The organism is Calothrix sp. CBUCES-K 9914 (assembly GCF_059640475.1).
The window spans coordinates 40,327-61,093 of record NZ_JBXXZH010000014.1; the positions used below are offsets into that span (position 1 = coordinate 40,327).

At 39.1% G+C, this 20,767-nt stretch carries 16 protein-coding genes; 12 read left to right on the forward strand and 4 right to left on the reverse strand.

What is annotated here, in order from left to right; all coding sequences use genetic code 11:
• Positions 1-12: 12 nt before the first annotated feature.
• The 5 genes from AC2JBO_RS05035 to AC2JBO_RS05055 all read left to right on the forward strand — a co-directional run bounded on the left by AC2JBO_RS05035 (position 13) and on the right by AC2JBO_RS05055 (position 7,697).
• Positions 13-3,261: a WGR domain-containing protein gene (locus AC2JBO_RS05035; RefSeq protein ID WP_496952536.1), complete on the forward strand. Its 3,249-nt coding sequence runs from the start codon at positions 13-15 to the stop codon at positions 3,259-3,261.
• An 84-nt stretch (positions 3,262-3,345) separates the two neighbouring features.
• A complete protein-coding gene (locus AC2JBO_RS05040) occupies positions 3,346-4,983 on the forward strand; it encodes an SWIM zinc finger family protein (RefSeq protein ID WP_496952537.1) in 1,638 nt (545 codons plus the stop codon).
• 450 nt (positions 4,984-5,433) lie between these two features.
• The gene (locus AC2JBO_RS05045) at positions 5,434-6,816 is read left to right on the forward strand and encodes a reverse transcriptase family protein (RefSeq protein ID WP_496952538.1); all 1,383 of its coding nucleotides are present in this window, start codon (positions 5,434-5,436) and stop codon (positions 6,814-6,816) included.
• Positions 6,817-7,069: 253 nt separating this feature from the next.
• The gene (locus AC2JBO_RS05050; RefSeq protein WP_496952539.1) at positions 7,070-7,513 is read left to right on the forward strand and encodes a type II toxin-antitoxin system VapC family toxin; all 444 of its coding nucleotides are present in this window, start codon (positions 7,070-7,072) and stop codon (positions 7,511-7,513) included.
• 4 nt (positions 7,514-7,517) lie between these two features.
• Complete coding sequence (locus AC2JBO_RS05055) at positions 7,518-7,697, forward strand: hypothetical protein (protein ID WP_496952540.1); 180 nt, start codon at positions 7,518-7,520, stop codon at positions 7,695-7,697.
• Between the two features lie 178 nt (positions 7,698-7,875).
• On the opposite strand, the gene AC2JBO_RS05060 is transcribed toward AC2JBO_RS05055, so the two are convergent.
• Positions 7,876-8,127, reverse strand: coding sequence for a hypothetical protein (locus AC2JBO_RS05060; RefSeq protein WP_496952541.1), 252 nt, complete (start codon positions 8,125-8,127; stop codon positions 7,876-7,878).
• Positions 8,128-8,251: 124 nt separating this feature from the next.
• Positions 8,252-8,992: a dienelactone hydrolase family protein gene (locus tag AC2JBO_RS05065; protein WP_496952542.1), complete on the reverse strand. Its 741-nt coding sequence runs from the start codon at positions 8,990-8,992 to the stop codon at positions 8,252-8,254.
• A gap of 190 nt (positions 8,993-9,182) precedes the next feature.
• Here AC2JBO_RS05065 and AC2JBO_RS05070 point away from each other — a divergent pair, with 190 nt between their 5' ends.
• Positions 9,183-9,788, forward strand: a complete 606-nt coding sequence (locus tag AC2JBO_RS05070; protein ID WP_496952543.1) for a DUF8692 domain-containing protein — start codon at positions 9,183-9,185, stop codon at positions 9,786-9,788.
• Positions 9,789-10,151: 363 nt separating this feature from the next.
• Entirely contained in the window at positions 10,152-15,851 is a 5,700-nt protein-coding gene (locus tag AC2JBO_RS05075; RefSeq protein ID WP_496952544.1) for a phytase, read from the forward strand.
• A gap of 259 nt (positions 15,852-16,110) precedes the next feature.
• Here the strand turns inward: AC2JBO_RS05075 and AC2JBO_RS05080 are convergent, their stop codons facing one another.
• Entirely contained in the window at positions 16,111-17,259 is a 1,149-nt protein-coding gene (locus AC2JBO_RS05080; protein WP_496952545.1) for an alkaline phosphatase family protein, read from the reverse strand.
• A 361-nt stretch (positions 17,260-17,620) separates the two neighbouring features.
• The gene (locus tag AC2JBO_RS05085; protein ID WP_496952546.1) at positions 17,621-18,604 is read right to left on the reverse strand and encodes a phosphotransferase; all 984 of its coding nucleotides are present in this window, start codon (positions 18,602-18,604) and stop codon (positions 17,621-17,623) included.
• Positions 18,605-18,754: 150 nt separating this feature from the next.
• Here AC2JBO_RS05085 and AC2JBO_RS05090 point away from each other — a divergent pair, with 150 nt between their 5' ends.
• The 5 genes from AC2JBO_RS05090 (at position 18,755) to AC2JBO_RS05110 (ending at position 20,667) form a co-directional block, all read left to right on the forward strand.
• A complete protein-coding gene (locus AC2JBO_RS05090; RefSeq protein ID WP_496952547.1) occupies positions 18,755-19,000 on the forward strand; it encodes a CopG family ribbon-helix-helix protein in 246 nt (81 codons plus the stop codon).
• Positions 18,979-19,353 (forward strand): type II toxin-antitoxin system PemK/MazF family toxin, encoded by a 375-nt coding sequence (locus AC2JBO_RS05095; RefSeq protein ID WP_496952548.1) that lies wholly within the window; start codon positions 18,979-18,981, stop codon positions 19,351-19,353. The genes AC2JBO_RS05090 and AC2JBO_RS05095 overlap by 22 nt, the downstream gene beginning before the upstream one ends.
• Positions 19,354-19,589: 236 nt before the next feature.
• A complete protein-coding gene (locus AC2JBO_RS05100) occupies positions 19,590-19,919 on the forward strand; it encodes a winged helix-turn-helix transcriptional regulator (protein ID WP_496952549.1) in 330 nt (109 codons plus the stop codon).
• 50 nt (positions 19,920-19,969) lie between these two features.
• On the forward strand, positions 19,970-20,236 hold the full coding sequence (locus AC2JBO_RS05105) for a hypothetical protein (RefSeq protein ID WP_496952550.1): 267 nt from the start codon (positions 19,970-19,972) through the stop codon (positions 20,234-20,236).
• On the forward strand, positions 20,233-20,667 hold the full coding sequence (locus AC2JBO_RS05110; RefSeq protein ID WP_496952551.1) for a type II toxin-antitoxin system VapC family toxin: 435 nt from the start codon (positions 20,233-20,235) through the stop codon (positions 20,665-20,667). Before AC2JBO_RS05105 ends, AC2JBO_RS05110 begins: the two co-directional genes overlap by 4 nt.
• Positions 20,668-20,767: the final 100 nt, after the last annotated feature.

Genomic DNA, 20,767 nt, shown 5'->3' on the forward strand with positions numbered 1-20,767 from the left:
TCAAAAATCTATATGAAGCTGGTTAAGCGTACAACGCTGCATCACCAAGAGGTTACATCGAATCGAGTTTACGAAGTTGACTTATGTCAAATAGGGAACCAGCGTTATCTGGTTAACTTCCGCTACGGCAAGCGTGGTGGAAATTTAAAAGAGGGTTCAAAGACAGTTCAAGCTGTACCTTTAGAAGAAGCGCAGAAAGTATTTGATAAGTTAATCGAACAGAAGCGGAAAAAGGGATATATAGAAAGTGTTGCAGAAAATAACTTAAATAAATTTGATTTAACTCAACCCATAACAGTAGATGACCCACACAAGCAAGCAGTTATTAACCGTCTAGCAGATAATCAGCCCAACAAATGGAACTTAGAAAGGGCAATATGGCGCGCGGGGGAGCTTAAAATTATAGAAGCTACACCGTTACTTATCAATCTTCTTGGTACAGGTGCCCCTTTAAGAGATTACTGCATAATATGGTCATTAGGATGGTGTGGCGCCAGTGAAGCAATACCATTCGTCACCCAGTTACACCAAACAAGCGCAACATCTGATTTTGTCAGACGTATTGCTTTTGAAGCGTTATTAAAGCTAGTAGATGATGATAGCAAAACAAATTTACTAGCGCAAAAAATTGAAAGTTTGCCTTCGGAATTACGGAATTTAGCGCGCGATGGTTCCTCAGAGTCATTTACTGCTGCACTCCGCACATACCTAGGAAGTGGAGATTATCAAAATTTTGCTGTTCTCGATACTATTTACCAAATAGATAATCAACACGTGCGTCCTGCACTGTTAAATATTTTACGCCACGCCCCTTTTGCACCTAATTACTTTCAGCGAATACGACATATTTTTAAAATTGCCGAATACCGTCGTGATGCAGAAGTATTTGCTATTTTAGCTTACCGCTTCGACAAGCAATTACCTATGTTTTCCAGTAGAAAAAAAACTATTCAAGTAGCAGAGGATAAGCATCTTAAAAAATCTGGTTTGTATTGGGACTCAAAAACAAGAAGTTATAAGGAACTAATTAATGATGAAATTACAGAAGAACTAAAACGTCCTGACTCAAAGCTTGCTTATAGTACAAAAACCCGTGACTATTTTTTGCGGCGCCTATGGCGTACTCTCAGAAAACTAGGTGAAGATGGCGACCCTGACTATGTAAGAATAGCTGCCGAAATTTTACTCCAATATTCTGATGCCGATGCAGAACCAGTAAAAGAGTCTGTTTTCAAGCGTAAAATTTCTTCTGAACAACTTACACAATTTACAGAATCATCTATTCTTCAAACTGTTCTAGTAAACCCATTTGTCGAGTATGAGTATAAGAAAATTTGGGATGTATTTGCTCGATATATAACCTTTAATCATATTCTTTACGAAAATAGTCTACGCTATGAATTAAAATCTAATGCACACGCATGGTCATGTCGAGAAGCTTATAAGCTATCTGGGGAAATAATCCACTTACAGCGAGAAGAAGCTTTCCCACAACTTTGGGAACAAAATCCAACTATCTTGGTAAGATTACTTTTAGAAAGCAAGTGTCGTCCTGTCCACAATTTTGCAGTCAAAGTTTTAAATAGTTCTTCGTCGTTATTAGATGCTATTGATATCAGTACAATTATTGAACTGGTTAAAAAGCCTTATTTAACTACCGTACAATTTGGTTTTGATGTCACAAGGAGAAAATATAATTATACCGAGCCAAACAACGAGTTAATTTTAGCGCTGGCAAATTGTATTGATGAGAAAGCGCGCGGTCAAGCTTTACGACTAATTAGCAAAAGGCGAGACACCTTTTTACAAGACAATACTTTTATACCAAAATTAATTACTAGCGAATATGTAGAAACTCGTAAATTAGCCCGCAGTATATTAAATAGCAGTATTATTTCAAACAGTGTAGCACTTATATTTATTGAAATAATTATTGCTAAATTACTGTCACTAAAATCTTCATCAATATCTGAATATCAACACAATACAGTCAAAGACTTAATGGCTGTTTTACTAATCAACTTCACACTTCAGCTACGCAGTATATCACTAAATACCATTCAACAGTTAATCATACACCCTCTGGCAATAATTCAGGAATTAGGCGCCCGTATTTTATTGAATCATGAAATAGGCGCCGAGTCTGTACCACCAGAATTAATAGTAAATATTTTAGAATCTTCACATGAACGAGTCCGAGTAATTGGTCTAAGATTATTTAGTGCATTACCTAACGAAAACCTAATTGAAGAATATAGAAGCTTAATTGTCGTCATGGCAACAAATATTAGTCCAGCAATACGTAATGCCATCAAACCCACTATCCGATATTTAGCTTTAACTTATAATTGCTTCAACATTCAACTAGCTTTAGATTTAATTGATATTTTACTCATCCCAGAAAAATATGAAGGAATTAACATCTATTTACAAACTTTACTACTAAAAGACTTACAAGGATGGACATCAAGTATTACTAAAGAAACCATTTTCAAACTTTTGCGCGCGAAGTATCCCCATGCTCAAGAACTAGGAGGTATACTACTGCATGAAAATTATCAAGCTTTAATACCAGAATTAGCAACCAGCGAAATTGTAAAACTTGCCAACCATGAAATTTTTACAGTTCGTCAAGCCGCAACACAGATATTTTGCCAAATATTAAACCGTTTACGCGCGGATTCTGAACAAATGCTAGCAGCAGTACGCTTGTTAGAGTCAAAATGGGACGACTCACGAGAGTTTGCATTTAGAGTATTTACCCAAGACTTGGCGCCTGAAGAAATTGCACCAGAAGTTTTAATAGCCATCTGTGATAGCGTCCGAGAAAATGTAAGGCAACTAGGACGTGACTTAGTAACTCGAAACTTCCACACCCAACAAGGACAAGAATACCTCCTCAAATTTAGCGAACATCCATCAGCAGATATGCAGCTATTTGCTAGCAACTTTTTAGAAGAATACGCAGAAAACAATCCAGAACGATTACGTGAATTAATGCCATTTTTTATACGTGTATTATCTCTTGTAAATCGTGGTAGTATAGTAAAAAAGAGAATTTTAGTCTTTCTAGAAACAGAAGTACAAAAAAGTGAAACTGCCGCGACTATAGTGGCAGAAATAATGTCACGGCAATCAGCAACAATAGCAATAGGAAATAAATCAATGACAATACAAATAATGTTAAAAATTCGTAAAAAATTTCCTCATATCTCACTACCATTCAACTTAAAAAGTGTAACTGAAACAAGAAGCAAATAACTCTCTTTCTTCCTTCTTTGTGCCCTACCCTGCGGCAAATCCTCCGGATTATGTGTCTTTGTGGTAAATCATCTTTTTAAAAACATGGAATTTAACTACACCTATAAAAAAAGCACAGAAATAATACAAAACGGTAGCGACACTCAAATGTCCTTCTCCCCCGACACAAAGCGTCCACCCACATACTTCATAGGCGAACTACGGCAAAACATAGCCTTTCGCGAAGCCATAATGGCATTACACGACGTAGTAGTATCAGACCTACGCTTCAAACCCAAAGACAAAACCGCATACAAAGAATGGCGCGCGAAACAAGACCAAATAGACTGGCAACTAGTAACAACACTGCGCCAAGACATTGCCGAAAAAATCCAGCAACTACAAACCGAATATAACGAACTAACAAATCGTATATACAAACAGCGTGCCAATTATTATGAAGCTCAAAGACGTTACTTCCAATACTTGTATGAAAAGAACCGCGATGCTTGGTATGTCCTCGACCCTGTAATAACCGTTCACCCAGATGAAGTATTTTTTGAATGTTTCAGCATCGACGAATCTAGTTATGGACGTTTAGGCGCCAGTTATGAAGTCTTCAAAAACATCAAAGAATTTGCCTGCGGAACAACCAACGTAGATTATTCAGCATCACTATATAATGAATTTCAGAAAATCCGCAGTTACAAAACAACACAGCTACAAGTAGACCCTTCTGGCTTTGAAGTTCAGACCACAAACGAAGACACCTATAAAGAAGTCAAAATAGACTTACCTGATAGCTGGGTCAGAGGTTTTCTACAAGTCAGTTCAGCAATGTGCTTACCAGCAACGAGCTTCGACTTGCACCCAATGGATGTCCATAACTTATGTTTCATACTACGGCGCCACAAAGAAAAAGAAGGTCCGCGCAGTATGTGTTACCACCTCAAACCAGGTGAACCAGTGCGGGTTATATTTGAACCCTGGAATATAGAACTCGTCTGTCATCGTTCTATTTATCATGGGGATGCTCAAACAATTCGTATATGGGGGCGCCGTCGTCTTCACATTCTCGAACGGCTGATTCCTGTTGCCGAAAAATTTACAGTGTACTTATTAGGTACGGGTATGCCTTCCTTTTACGTAGCCGACTTAGGTGATATGTCTTTTACCTTGGGTTTGTCAGGGTGGACAGCCAATGACTGGGCAAGTGCTGGTAACTTTGACTTGATGGCGCCGCGCGCGGATGTTGACGAGTGGACACAAAGGACAATATTTAATGCACTGCGGGAAAATTGGGTAGAAAATATAGATAATCTTTCACAACGCTTAGGTATTACTCGTACAACAGTAATGGGAGCCTTAAGTGCTTATACACAAGCAGGTAGAGTAATATATGACTTAAACAAACAAGTGTATCGAGTTAGAGAACTAAGCCGCGAACCGCTACCGATAGAGCGTTTACGCTTTGCCAACGAGCGCGAAGAAAAAGCTACACGCTTCTTAAAGCAAAACGCTGTACAAGTTACATCTGTCAACGAAAAAGAAGGCATATTGACCTTGAACGGTCGTGTCATAAGTAAAGGCAAAACTTACACCCCATCTTTAACCATTGACAAAGATGAGCGTATCACACAAGCTCAATGCACTTGTAGCTGGTACAAGCACCACAAACTCTACAAAGGTCCCTGTGAACACATGCTAGCCTTACGAATGCAATTTAGGCGCCAGTCTGAATAAATATCACTTTGTAAATTTTTAGCTTTCCCCCTTCCCAAAATCACTAGAGTACGATTAAGCTATAGATACAAAAAAATAAAAGTTCGCGCACAGCAGCTAGTCGTAAGTATTAACCTTGCAATCCGGACGATGTATCATCGTCCTTGCGCTAAGTTTAAACATGCATCACTAGCCAGTTCTTTACGGCGCTCCGCCACCCAGTGTCGCGGTTTGGTTTCAGTAAAACCGACGACTATTCAGTTCCAAATGCAAAGTGACATTTGAGACTGTGACTCTGTTTAAAAAAGGTTGGGGGTGGCTCCGCTGAGTAAAACTGTCTAGCCTTGAGGGATTTACGAAGGGGTTTACAAACTAGCAGATGTGCGTAATTTTTTATACAAATAATCCTGACATTTTTGAAGCCTCAAAGTTAAGCTGAAAGCATTAAATATTTAGTCTCTACAGCATGATATGAGCGACCAGCCCCGTAACCGAGAAGAAATGCGCCAATTTGTCCGCGAAGTTGGCAAGGAAAAATTCATTCTCGAAGACATGCAACGCTATGGCTTTTGGCAAGGTGATTCACCCCAAGACTCAGAAGAAGATATTCGGCGCCAGGAAGAAATTCAAAGGGAATTACAAACATTACGACAGCAAAATTCACAGCTACTACAACACGAACAGGCTCATCAGAAACGCTCAGAAGAATCACGTCGCAGGTGCCAGGAAACCAAAGAACGGCAAGAGCGAGAACGAAAAGAACGTGCGGAAGCTTGGAAACAAAGAAAAGAGAAAGAAATTCTTTACCTTGGTGAAGACGTTTCAGGTGATTTAAACAATACTGAAGGTAATGAAGAAAGATTAAATTCACTCTCGTTACCTATTTGTAATACTCCCGAACAAATAGCAGTAGCAATGGGAATCACTGTTGGTAAATTGCGTTTCTTAGCATTCAACCGCAAAACTTCCACAGTCTCTCACTATATCCGCTTCAAAATGCCCAAGAAAACAGGGGGAGAACGCATTATATCGGCGCCCATGCCAAATTTGAAGCAAGCGCAGCACTGGATATTAGGAAGTATTCTTGAAAAATTAGAACTTCATGATGCTGCACATGGCTTTCGTCGAGAACGTTCTATCGTATCTAACGCAACTCCTCACGTTGGTGCTGAAGTAATTATAAACTTTGACTTAAAAGACTTTTTCCCTTCCATATCTTACAAAAGAGTCAAAGGACTATTCCGTTCCTTCGGTTATTCAGGCGCCGCAGCAACTATTTTTGCTTTAATATGTACTGCTGCTGAAGTCGAAGAACTCGAATTAGACGGTGAAAATTATTATGTTGCGGTTGGTGATAGATTTCTTCCCCAAGGTTCACCAGCCAGTCCAGCCATTTCCAACTTGCTTTGTCGTCGTTTAGACCGTCGCTTAACAGAAATGGCAGAAAAATTAGGTTTCACTTATACTCGCTATGCAGATGATTTAACCTTTTCTGCTTCTGGTGACAGCCTCAACTCCATCTGTAACATTCTCCGACGTACAGAGTCCATCGTTACACACGAAGGCTTTACAATAAACCAAGATAAAACTCGAATCCAAAGAAAATACAACCAACAAGAAGTTACAGGTGTAGTAGTCAACGAGAAACCCACTGTTTCTAGAAAAACACTAAACAAATTCCGCGCGACTTTATATCAAATCGAAAAATCTGGTATAAAAGGCAAACACTGGGGCAACACTTCCAACACCATTGCTGCAATTACAGGCTTTGCTGATTTTATCGCAATGGTCAACCCAGAAAAAGGAGCCGAGTTTCAAGAGCAAGTAAAACGAATCAAAGAAAAACTCAAGTAAAATACGCTTATAGTAAATTCTCTTGTATCCACAACACACGCAGTTGCTATATATACAGGACTTAGGCGAGTGGCACATAAAAATCGTAGGGTGCGTGACGCTATAAAGGAATTTCAACGTAGAAGTAAGACTTGTAGCGTCACGCACCGACTCCTGATTGTGACAGTATCGTAAATTCTAATTATAGTAGAATAACTCTATTATAAAAATAATTAGTTGTCTTATAAAAGCCAAAGTTTATGTAAAAACTTCGGTGATTAGTTATTTAACTTCCCGTCCTAACCGTGATGTAGTTATTGCGGGACACCAACAGACCACACGAGACTGGTGGGAAAATTGTAGAGAAGCATTTAACATTGTTGCTTGGGAACTGGTTATTCGAGAAGTTAGTGCAGGAGATACCATTGCAGCCCAAGAAAGGCTTAAAGTTTTATCTGGGATAGAATTGCTTGAAATTACAGAAGAAGCGGTATCATTAGCACAAACGCTGGTTGAAACTGGTATACTACCTAAAAAAGCTACTGATGATGCATTTCATATTGCTATTGCGGTTACAAACGGGGTGGATTATTTAATAACATGGAATTGTAAGCATATTGCAAACGCGGCAATTCGCCAACAAGTTGAACGTTTTTGTCGTTCAAGAGGTTATGAACCAGTCGCAATTTGTACACCAGAGGAACTTTTGGAGACTTAAAACAATGAAAGAAGACCCAATTGTAGAAGAAATAAGACAAGTTCGAGAAGCCCATGCCGCTAAATTTAATTACGACTTATGGGCAATTTACAAAGATATCAAAGAGAGTGAGAAAAAAAGTAAAATTACTTATGTTTCTTATCCTCCAAAACTTATTAAGACTAATGAAAAAATTGAAAATTAATAATTTATGTAAATTCAAATGTTGTGACAAGTGACGGAGGGAGGTGCGTGATAGCTTTTTAATTTTTAATTTTATTGTAGATTGTAATAGCTATCACGCACCCTACACCCTTATTGCTACGCTGAACTTTTTTCAATATACCACATACCTAACGCTTTATATACCGATTTTACTACTATTAAGCTGTTGGTTGTAGTTCTTGCTTAATCTGGTCTAGTAGTTCTTCATCCGAATATGAATTTTCCCAATCACCTGATAGCTTAATCCTTACTGACTTGGCGCCACCACTTGGAGTACAAACAACCCAATATGTATCATCCTCACCACTAACTTTAGCAGCATCGCTTTTTTCTTCGTTGTCAGAAAGCCCTGAATAAGCCTCAGCGCATGACCAAGTTATGTTATCGGTATCTGTTACTTCCCGTGCCATTGAGTACCTCTTTTTTAATTATTCTTTTTTGATTATAAATATGTATCTTTTACGCGGCTTCTGCGTTACGGCATAATCAATTTATCGCGAAGCGACGGGCAAGAGATGCCCGTTCCACAAGATGTTACTTTAAATTATTTTGGAACAATTCCAATACATGTTGCCAAGCATCTGCAGCAGCTTCAGGATTATAACTCGCGCGCTGGTCGCAGAAAAATCCGTGGTCTGCATCGTACCTAAATACACGATGATTGATATGATGTTTCTTCAACTCTGCCTCTATTTGCTGATTTTGCTCCTGTGGAATTAATGAATCTTTTGTACCAAAAAATGTGTAAATAGTACATTTTATTTCCGAAGTTCGGTTAATTGTTGCAGTATCCGCACCAAGACCCGAAGTAGCAATTCCACCTCCGTAGAACGAAGCAGTTGCTTTAATATCGGGTAGTGTTGCAGCTAAGTAAGCAACATGACCACCAAAACAAAAACCAATGCCGCCTATTGCTTCCGCCTTAACATTGGGTAAAGTTTTAAGATAAGCAATAGTCGCTTGAATATCACTCATAATATCCGGCGCCTTGATTTGTTGCATATACTGATAACCAAGCTGCATGTCTTCTTGAGAGTACCCAACATCAAAACCAGGAGCAACACGTTGAAACATCGCAGGTGCAATTGCCACATACCCTTGTTTAGCTATCCGTTCGGTGACATCCCGAATGTGACTGTTGACACCAAAGATTTCTTGAATAACTATAACTGCTGGAATTTGCTCTGTTTGTGTAGGTTGAGCTAAGTAAGCGTCAATTTTCAAGTCGTTATTAGGTACTTTGACATCAGATGTATTAATTTCAAAGTTTGTCATTGTATATTTCAAAAACGCGACAAGATTAATTTAATACATTTTGGTTACATTCGTTCCAACTTTTATTGACTGTATCTTTATACATAATTAATAGTAATTTCTGGAAAATCGTAAATATCTTGTGTATAATCAATAGCCAGATTAAAACTCTGTAGTAGTTACCAAAATTATAGTTTTTGAATAGATATTTATGAAAAATTACCGTTCCATTATTTGGGTCAACAGCTTATGTTTACTAGTAATGATATCAATAATCGCCTGCGCTTATTCGTTAAATCTACCTATAGGAGGATTGTTTAATCCGCCAGCAAGTCCAGAATATCCCACCGCAGGAGTATTGACGCATACATTCGAGTTATTGTGCTGTATACCTCCAGTAGTTTGTGCATTTACTTTTGGTTTACTGAACAAGATTAAGCCTCATAATCAAAACAATAGTTTTATTTTTTATTCTGCGCTACTAATGTTAGGTTTCCTAATCAATGAAATATATCGTGTTCATATAATATTCGCCTATTTTGGTATCCCAAAGCTCCTAACTATCTTTGTTTATGCAATAATTGCCTTTAGTTATGGCAAAGCTTTCTGGAAAAGAATTAAATCAACACCCTATATTTTACTTTTAGCAAGCTTAATTTTACTCATAATCGCAGTTACTATTGACTCACTACATATTCAAAATATCTCAAACTTTGCAGAAGGTATACCCAAGTTGTTCAGCGGACTTAATGCTGCACTTTATTTTTGGCTAGTTTGCTACAAAGAAATAATAAACTCATTCTCAAAAAACACTTAAATCTCCCTTTCTTTCTTTGCGTACTTAGCGTGCTTTGCGGTTCGTATTTTTAAACTTAACATTTTTTGATGCTTTGTTGGGTTTTCCCACGGAACACTACGTGAACGCAAAGCTTCCACCCAACCTACAAGACCTTAACCATTGCATAAACTAAAACATATCAGTATTTAAATTAACAGACTTTCAATAGTATATACAGGGGTTAATGGTCAAAGTAGTAAATATTGCAAAGCAAAATATCGTCAGAAATACTTGATTCAAATCAATAAAAAATACTACTTTAGGCAGATTGATTTTCATCGTATCAGTAAAAATTAACCTCTGTGATTTATAAACACAATCTACAGCCCCTTGAAAATATATATGGATTCCTCAACTATTCGCTTTTCCCAGTTTAACGCTTCCCTCAACCGCAACAACGAAGGTGATTTAGTTAGAGATTTATCGACACCAAATAATGCCCAAGCCAAAGCTGTTGCTGAAATCATTCAACGCAACAACCCCGATATTTTACTTATCAACGAATTTGACTATGTTGCTAGTGACCCACTGGCGCCAGTTAAACTCCTCCAACAAAACTACCTCTCAGTAAGCCAAAACGGCGCCACTCCTGTTAACTATCCCTACGTTTACATTGCCCCTTCCAACACTGGTATAGCTTCTGGCTTTGACCTCAACAACAATGGTAGCGTCGTCACAACACCAGGCGCCCCAGGATACGGAGATGATGCATTTGGGTTTGGTAATTTCCCCGGTCAATTTGGAATGTTGCTGCTGTCAAAATACCCTATAGATACAGCAAATATCCGCACCTTCCAAAACTTCTTATGGAAGGACATGCCAAACTCGCTTCTTTCCACCATCGCGACTCCCGCTTCCACACCTTGGTACTCTCCGGAAGAACAAGCTATTTTACGTCTTTCTTCAAAAAGTCATTGGGATATACCCATCAAAATAAACGGTGAAACCGTTCACGCTTTAGTTAGTCATCCAACACCACCTACATTTGATGGCCCCGAAGACCGCAACGGCAAACGCAACCATGACGAAATTCGTTTTTGGTCAGATTATATTACCCCTGGTCAAGGTAACTATATATATGATGATGGCGGTAATAAAGGCGGTTTGAATGCCGGGTCTCAATTTGTCATCATGGGGGATCAAAACGCTGACCCTAACGATGGTGATAGCTTTGATAACGCCATTCTCCAGATTCTCAACAACCCGCGCGTTAACACTAATTTTATCCCTACAAGTGCAGGTGGACCCCAACAATCAGAATTACAAGGAGGCGCCAACCGTACACAAAGAGGCAACCCAGCTTTCGACACAGCAGACTTTGCAGATACTGCCCCAGGAAATCTTCGCACCGACTACGTTTTACCTTCAAGTAATCTCACTATAAATAATAGTGCAGTTTACTGGCCTCTCAACACAGACCCAGGATTCTCCGCAGTCGGTACATTTAACTCTAGCTTACCTGGAGGTTTCCCCAGTTCCGACCACCGTTTAGTATGGGCAGACCTTCAAGTTTCCCCTTCTACAAATGGTGCAACAATTCCGAATATTTCTTTCCAGGGACAAACTATAATTCCTACAGGCTTTATTCCTGACGGCGCCGCAGGTACAGTAAATGGAAGGCAAACACAATTAGGTGGTTTATCGGGTGTTACATACGATGCTGTTAATAACCGCTTTTATGCAATCTCTGATGACCGTTCGCAATTTGGCCCCGCGCGGTTCTATACTTTTACAACCAACCCGAATACTATCGCTACCACTGGCGCCACTTTTACAAACGCAACTCCTATCAAAGATGCCAGCGGTAACTTGTACCCAGAATTAAGTCTTGACCCAGAAGGTATTGCCCTTACAAATAAAGGTACAGTATTTATTTCTTCAGAAGGTGAAGTTAACCCAAGTGCAGGACGTGTAACTAACCCGTTTGTTAACGAATACTCTTTAACAACAGGACAGTTTATTCGGTCACTGCCAGTACCCACAAAATTCCTTCCCTTTGTTCAAGATACAAATAATAACGGTAGAGTTGATGCGGGTGATACTCAAACAGCAGGTGTTCGTAACAACTTAGCATTTGAAAGTTTGACTATTTCTCCAGACCAAAAATTCCTGTACACAGCTACCGAAAACGCATTGTTCCAAGATGGTGCTGTTGCCACAACAACTAATGGAACTCGTTCGCGAATAATTCAATACAACCTCATTACTGGACAACCTGAGAAAGAATACTTATATAATACCGATGCTGTAGCGGCGCCATCAAACCCAACTACAGCATCTAATAACAACGGACTAGTAGATTTACTAGCATTAGATAATCGCGGTACACTACTTGCTTTAGAACGTTCCTTCTCAACAGGTACAGGTAATACTATCAAACTGTATGAAATCACTTTGCAAGGCGCCAGTGATATTAGTACAATTGATTCGTTAAATAATCTAAGCAGTGATAAATTAGCAGCAATAAGACCTGTTGAAAAACGGTTGTTATTAAACCTTGATGACCTAAAGTTACCTACCGGACTCGATAACGTTGAAGGTTTGACGTTTGGTCCGAAACTTGCTGACGGGCGCCAGTCTATTGTATTAGTCAGCGATAATAACTTTAGTGCTACACAATTTACTCAAATATTAGCTTTAGATGCTGACTTAGTACCCACAGTTATCCCAACCGTTGAAACTCGTCCCGATTTAGTTAACGATTCAACTTTACCATTTAGTCAACGCGCGGATGCAGATGACCCTGCTATCTATGTAAATTCTACAGATAGTCAAAAGAGCTTAGTGCTTGGAACTGCCAAAAATGCAGGTTTACGAGTATATGATTTATCTGGTAATCTTTTACAGGAAATAAATCCAGGTAATATTAGATATAACAACGTTGATTTACAGTACGGCTTTAAGCTAGGTGGAAAGTCTGTAGATATCGCCGTAGCATCCGACCGTAACAACGATAAACTCGCAATTTTCCAAATCGACCCTAACGGTACTTCTGGTCAGTATCTCAAAGATATCACCGATAGCAATATTAGTACACTATTTGAAGCGGCGCCGTTTGCACCTCCATATTCACCATCAACACGCAGTGCATATGGATTAGCTTTATATCATAGCCCTAAAACAGGTGATTTTTATGCCTTCGTTAACCGCAGAGCAACGGGAGATGTTGGACAGTTTAAACTAGTTGACAAAGGTAATGGTAATATAGGCGCCGAACTCGTTCGCAACTTTACTTTACCTTCACCAACAGCAGAAGGACGTTCGCCGCAAACCGAAGGAACAGTTGTAGACCAAGAACTTGGTTATTTATATATTGCCCAAGAAGATGTAGGTATTTGGAAGTTCCAAGCAGAACCTGATGGTGGTACAACAGGTACTTTAATAGACAAAGTGCGTTTTGAAGGTGGAAAAAATCTTACCGATGACGCGGAAGGGTTGACTATATATTACGGTAAAGACGGTACAGGGTACTTACTCGCATCGAGTCAGGGTGACAGTACCTTTGCAGTATATACTCGTGAAGGCAGTAATGATTTCTTGGGTAGATTTGCAGTAGGTAACAACGGAGCAATTGATAGCGTTCAAAATTCAGATGGCGCCGACGTTATTAATGTACCATTAGGTCCTAACTTCCCATTTGGTTTATTCGTCACCCAAGACGGTCAAAACCTACCAGCAAAACTTGTTAACGGTGAGAACGTCAATACCAACTTTAAATTTGTACCTTGGGAAAATATTGCGAACGCTTTACCGAACCCGTTAAAAATAGATACTACCAACTACAACCCGCGCGCACCTCAAGCAAATTCTTTATTAAATGGAATTGCTAGTGGTGATACTACCCAAAACTCTACAGTATTGTGGGCACGTAGTAACTTTACAGGCGCCGTCAAATTTGAATATTCCACGTCATCCGATTTTAGTAGCATTGCAGGTACAACAACAGCAAATGTAACTAACAGCTTACAACCTGTAAAAGTTGATGTTACAGGCTTAAACTCTGGAACTCAATATTACTACCGTGTTACCGATGCAGCAGGCGCCTCTGCCACAGGAAAATTTAATACAGCAGCAGCATTAGGCACAAAAGCTGGGTTAACATTTGGAGTAGCAGGAGATTGGCGAGGTGAATTAAGTCCTTATCCAGCAATTTCCAACGCTGACAACCGTAACTTGGACTTTTTCTTTGAATTTGGTGATACTATCTACGCTGATTTTCCCTCACCAGCGCTCAAAAATCCTGATGGAACCGAAAAAACTCAAGCAATAACCCTTGATGATTATCGCACCAAACACGCTGAAGTATATGGTAAGCGTTACGGTCAAAACACATGGAGTGATTTACGCGCGTCTACTTCTATCTTGGCAACTATCGATGACCACGAAGTTGTTAATGATTTTGAAGGTGGTGAAGATTTAGCGAAAGCTTCAGCTCGTGAGCAAGCATTGTATGGCGCCAACACAGGATTAGTCAACGATTCGCCATTGTACGAAAACGGTTTACAAGCATTCCAAGAATATAACCCTATCCGTAATGAATTTTACGGTGAAACTGGTGATGCACGCACAGCCGGAGAACGCAAACTTTACCGTTATAATACTTACGGTAGTGATGCTGCTTCGTTCGTACTAGACGCGCGTTCATTCCGCGATGCTGAACTACCTGCTGCTGACCCAACAAACCCAACTTCGTTCCTAGTAAACTCGTTCAATCCCAATCGTACATTGTTAGGGCGCCCGCAAGTGCAAGACTTGAAGCGAGATTTACTCGATGCCCAAAACAAAGGTATCACCTGGAAATTTGTTATGGTTCCCGAACCAGCGCAAAACTTAGGAGTTTCGGGTGCATCCGACCGTTACGAAGGATATGCTGCGGAACGTACCGAAATATTGAAATATATCGATGACAACAACATCGATAACGTTGTATTTGTTTCTGCGGATATTCACGGTACTTTAGTAAACAATCTTACTTACCAAACCGCACCAGGACAGCGACAATTTGCAACAGGCGCCTTTGAAATTACTACAGGTTCGGTAGCATTTGATGCTCCATTTGGTCAAACAGTAGCGGGAATTGCTAGTAACTTAGGTTTACTTTCCACTGCACAAAAAGCCTTTTATGACTCCTTACCGACAACAGGTAAAGACCAGTTTATCAAGAACTTAGTCAACCAGCAACTTGCTGGACTTGGTTATGACCCGCTTGGTTTGAACAACAACCTTCCCCAAGCAGACGGTTTAATTAACGCCAAATTACTTCAGGGAGATTACATAGCTGCCCATACTTTTGGTTGGACAGAGTTTGATATAGACCCCACCACACAAAAACTAGTATTAACAACCTACGGTGTTGATGCTTATACCCGTGAACAACTAGAAGCTAACCCAACTGATGTTATCAACCGTACTCCTCGTATCGTTAGCCAGTTTGAAGTTAACCCGCGCGCAGTAGCTATCCGTGGAACTGCTGAAGACGATACTTTATACGGCACTAGTGCTGATAATAACATTTACGGCTTTGGTGGTAACGACACCATTTATGCAGGTGAAGGTAATAATATAGTGCGTGGTGGTGAAGGTAATAATAACTTGTATGCAGGCGCCGGAAACGACTACTTCGACGCAGGCAACGGTAACAACATCTTCTACGCAGGAGAAGGAAACAACAACATCTTTGCTGGTAACGGCAATAACTTAATCTATACAGGCGCCGGAAACGATATCATCAACGTAGGTCGTGGCAACAACACAATCTACGCAGGTGAAGGTGACAACACAATAACATCTTCAGGAATTGATACTATCTATACTGGAAGTGGAAGAGACACCTTTAAATTAGACCAAGGTGTCGGTGAAGCTACTATATATGGATTTGGCACCAACGACACAATTAGTTTAGGCAGTGGTTTTAAATTCAACGACATAACCATTAGCCAAACAGGTTCCGACACACAACTTCGTGTTACTAGCAGTAACGACTTACTAGCAACACTGAAGTCGGTACAGTCCAACACCATCACCAGCACAACCTTCGCATAGTATTCCATATTTCATGTGGCACAGGCATCCTGCCTGTGCCATGCCTAATTTTATTAAGTTATTAAGTTATTAAGGGGTATTTAGGGGGATTTGTTACATTCAGGCGCCTAGAAAAGCAGATATTTTGTCTCAATCTCCGTGATTACTAATTAAAGCTTTGTGTCAATTGTTTCTCCATAGCCATAACATGTGCGAACTAAGCCTCCACCCAACCTACAATTGTTAGGTAAGTGTCATTCTACGTTAGGAACGGTTACTATTATTTTGTGGTTTGTAAAGAAATCTGATGTACTTCTGTTGCGAACAAGCTTGTCATTGGTTTAACACCGTGTTCTGTGTCACCCGCATAATTTAAATATTCGTGAATTCCAAAAGCATCTTCAGTAGTTCGCAATAGTGAATAATGGTTATAAGGTGTTGCATCAACAATATGGCGCCCACCATGATTAGTAATAACAATAGTGGCAATGTGTCCACCACCAAAGTTTGCCTTACTTTTTGGGTCAGTACCACAACAACCCTGAGTTTCTGTTTTTATTATTGGGTTATCGTCTTCATCCCACGTGATAACTATGGCATTATTTTCTGTTGATTTCCATAATTTAGAATTTTGTATTTGACTGACTATATTACCTATCTGCTTATCCCCTACTGCTATCAAATTGTTCAGATTAGGACATTCTGCAAGTCCATGCATTTCATCACACTGATTTAAGATAATATGGCTATAGTTAGGTGCCTGATTTGATTGTAGGTCAGTAGTTAATTGATTTAAGCCAACAATTTTATTTGCAATGTCAGGGTCATTTTGCACTTTTTTGAAGTTCATGAACCCGTTATGCTTTGAAGCATAAAGCGCGCGTTTAGCATCAGGATAAACAACAGCTTTAGAACCAGGAGTTGGAATATCTTCAAAATATCCTTTCCAAGTTAATTTATTTTCTTCGAGTTGGTCAATTAAACTGCGACTATCGATTGTATGATTAGCATAGTCGGCTTTTTTGGAGTTATGACAAAAACGGTCAGAACTTCCAGCTTGGCAATAATAAGCATCGTCATCATGAATACCAAAGGTACTACCTCCAAGTATTGCAATATAATTAGCTTCACTTGGATGAACTTCACCGTAAAAGTTAGTTGCTAGTCCGTAAGTATTTGCGAAATTAGTCAAATTAGGTGTATTTTTACCATCACCTATCATTTGACTATAAGCTTTATTTTCTGCAATGATGACAAATATGTGATTATACTTAGGAATTTTTTCATCGGCGCCTGTTACTGCTGCGATTGTATTAACTTTAATTGGATTGGATACAGCTTCATCTTTACTTTTGTTTACATAGCCTGTTATCAAAGTGAATGCGATTAGAGGAAGAAAAGACTTTAGTTTAGGAAAACGCTTTAACATAGATTTTAGGTATATTGAACATCTTGATTATAATTAGCTCAGATAAAGTCGATGTGTCTTTTTGTTGTCTATGTGGTTAATTATGTCGGTTGGTTGTAGCACAAAGCCGCTGATGTGTAGTGACTCGCGTTTTTTTACCATAGAGATGCAGAGTTCATAGAAGAGAGATAAACTACCGAGGCAGTTTTAAGAGTCAAAATTTTGTAACTATGCGAACAATTTGTCAATCAACAGCAAAACTACACAGTCACATTTTACCCAAATATATATATATGATGAAAAACCATCGCTACGTTTAATGAACTTTGGTGAGCCGTTATTTGAAGAATTGTTAAGTACACTTGTCAGATAAAAACTTGATTTATTGTTGTAACCAATCCTCTAACTGCAACATTTTTATCACACCATCTACTACACTTTGCTGGGTGACTTTATTTTCTAAAAACCATCCTGTCCAGTAAACTACACAACTAGCTTGTTGTAATCTCCATGCTAATTTTAATTTTTCTATTTCTGATTGTGAAAGAGAAACGTGTTTAGCATATCCTGCGCTGAAAGCTTCTATTCTCTCCCACACAGGAACTTGTTTTGATGGACGAGTAAAATGGTCTAACGCTGCAACGTAGTCAAGTAATCTTAAGTCATAAGTTGCAAATTCAAAATCTAAAATTCCAACTACTTGGTTTTGATGAACTAAAACATTAGGGCATAAATAATCAGCATGAGTGGTTTGAGTTGGAAGTATTTTATATAAACTCGGCGCCACTTCAATTAGCTCTGTTAAACTTTTAGTTATTTGCTGTTGTTGTGAGTATTCTAACTTAAGTATTTGCGGTACTTCTAGCGGCGCCACTAACGGATGAATCTTCTCAAGATTACCCCAAGTTGGTAACTGAGATAGTTTACCACTAGTATCAAATTCGGCTAGAGCATTATGTAATTCTCCCAATGCCGAAGCAGCGGCGCTAATATGAAGAAGATTTTCACGCTCGGCAGGTTGACCAAAAATCAAAGGAAGTAAAGCTGCACGCAGTACTCCACCATTTTTATCAACTGTGACTAATGTTTCACCTGAGTTACTTAGTACAGGAGTTGGGACGGCAAACGACAAGTTACATGATTGTAAATGTTTTAACAGCGAGTGTTCATAATGAATTTGTGCAGTTGTTGTAGTGTCACTGTATATCTTGAAGACAAATTTACCAAGGGAGGGCGCCTCTACAAAAAAAGTTGTGTTGACTGTGCCCTGGTTTGTTGGTCTAACTGTTGAATTGCCAAGCGACCAGGATAAGAGTATTTCATTGATATCTTGTTCTGATAGCTGTAATTTTTTAGGATTTGACATAGTAAAAAGCTTGTAATACAGAGTCTACAGAGAAATTGCCACAATATAAATAGGACTTACGTACCTTGTGCCACTTCCATAAGCTCTAAATTTTAGAGTACACGTGATATTATAAATTATGAATGTGTATTGTAAGTGTGTATTTAAAATATGTATCGTCGATTGAACATCACATTGCCAGATAAAACATTAAAAATGCTCGACCAGTTCGCACCTAAAGGCGACAGAAGTAGTTTTATTGATGAAGCCATCCAAAATTACATTGCCCAGATACAAAAACAAAGACTTAGAGAGCAATTAAAAGAAGGTGCTATTCGTCATGCAGAACGAGACCTAAGTTTAGCCGATGATTGGTTTGCTCTTGAGGAAGAATCATGGCAGCAAAACGCACAGTAACTCATCCAAAACGTGGGGAAATATACTTAGTTAGTTTTGACCCTACTGTTGGTGCCGAAATTCAAAAAACTCGTCCAGCACTAATATTGCAAAATAATGTTTCTAATGAGTATAGTCCAATTACAATCGTGGCTGCTATTACTTCTAGGTTTGACGAGACGCTTTATCCTACTGAAGTTTTGATTCAACCACCAGAGGGTGGAATGACAGTAAATTCTGTTGTGTTATTAAATCAAATTCGTTCGATTGATAAACAGAGGTTGGTTAGAAAACTAGGAGAACTTACTTTTGCGTCAATGGAACGTGTTAATGAAGCCATTCAAATTAGTTTAGGCTTAATTGAGGCTGTATGAGTATAGTAATTCAATATTAGCCCTTTATCGTAATTTGACTTATTATGACAAGCTTGCCAAATATTCATCTGGAATAATACCTCGATAAGTTGTTTGCCAAGTATCTATAGCATTCCTATATGACTTGTAAAAAATTATATACGTAGAGACGCGATTAATCGCGTCTCTACAACACGCAAATTTTACAAATGATTTAGGACTGCTATAACTAACAAAAAGAAACTATTAGGCATTTTATGACTGAGCCAAAATGTTGTCCGCTAGAGATACTCTTAAGTCAGCTTGCTGGACAATGGACGCTTTATATTTTATGGGTTTTGTACACAAACGGTTCTTTGCGCTTTGGTGAGTTAAGACGTAAAGTTGACGGGATATCGACAAAGGTTCTTACAGACAGACTGCGAATGCTTGAAGAAATTGGCATGATTCACCGACATCATCAACCCACAATTCCACCGCAGGTAACTTACACCTTGACAGAACGCGCAAATGAGTTATCAGGAGCGCTAGACAATCTCTATGAAATCGCTGTGTGTTGGTACGGTAGTCAGAGTCAGATAACTTGACTATTAGAATAATATAATGATAATGTTTACAATGAAGGATTTTTGATTATATGAACCTCCCTGCTAATCTTGAACAAGAAGTTGAGAAGTGGGCAAGCTTTCAAGGTATTTCATCTGAACAGTTTATTTTTCAAACGATTGCAGAAAAAGTTAACCGACTTAATCAGCAAATCCAAGAACCATCAGAAGAAGAACCACCCACCCATTATGAAGGTAGGGTTTTAGTAGTCGATGCTCAACTACCCTCAAATTTTGATCTTGGTGCATTTATTGATCACATGCGCTCTGAACGTATTCAGGAGCTTATGCCTGAATGAGAGTAATGTTTGACAGTTCTGTAATAGTCGCTGCACTTATTGTAAGTCATCAAAGCCATACTGCTTGTGCGCTTCGACTTAATCAGGCATTACAGCAAGACATCCAGGGGGTTATCTCTACCCATAGTTTGGCTGAAATTTACTCTGTAATGACTCGTTTACCGCTTCGACCACCGATTAGTCCTCAATTAGCTCAAAGGCAACTAGTAACTAACTTACAAAACTTTGAATTTGTTCCGCTATTCGCAGAAGATTATCAAGCGGCAATAGCCCAAATGGTATCTCTCAATCTCCCAGGAGGGGGAATTTTTGATGCACTGATTGCACAAGCCACTTTAAAAGCAAATGTTGATCAATTACTAACGTTGAATCCTAAACATTTTAACCGCCTAGGGGAAGTTATAGCTAAATTGGTACAAGTCCCTCAGTAAGCCTTGCGCTATTCAAATCAATACTAATTGTAAGCAGAGGCGCCTAAAGTATCGTGCCTCTACTGTTGTAATTTGCTCAACCTCAATACCTTAACTGTTG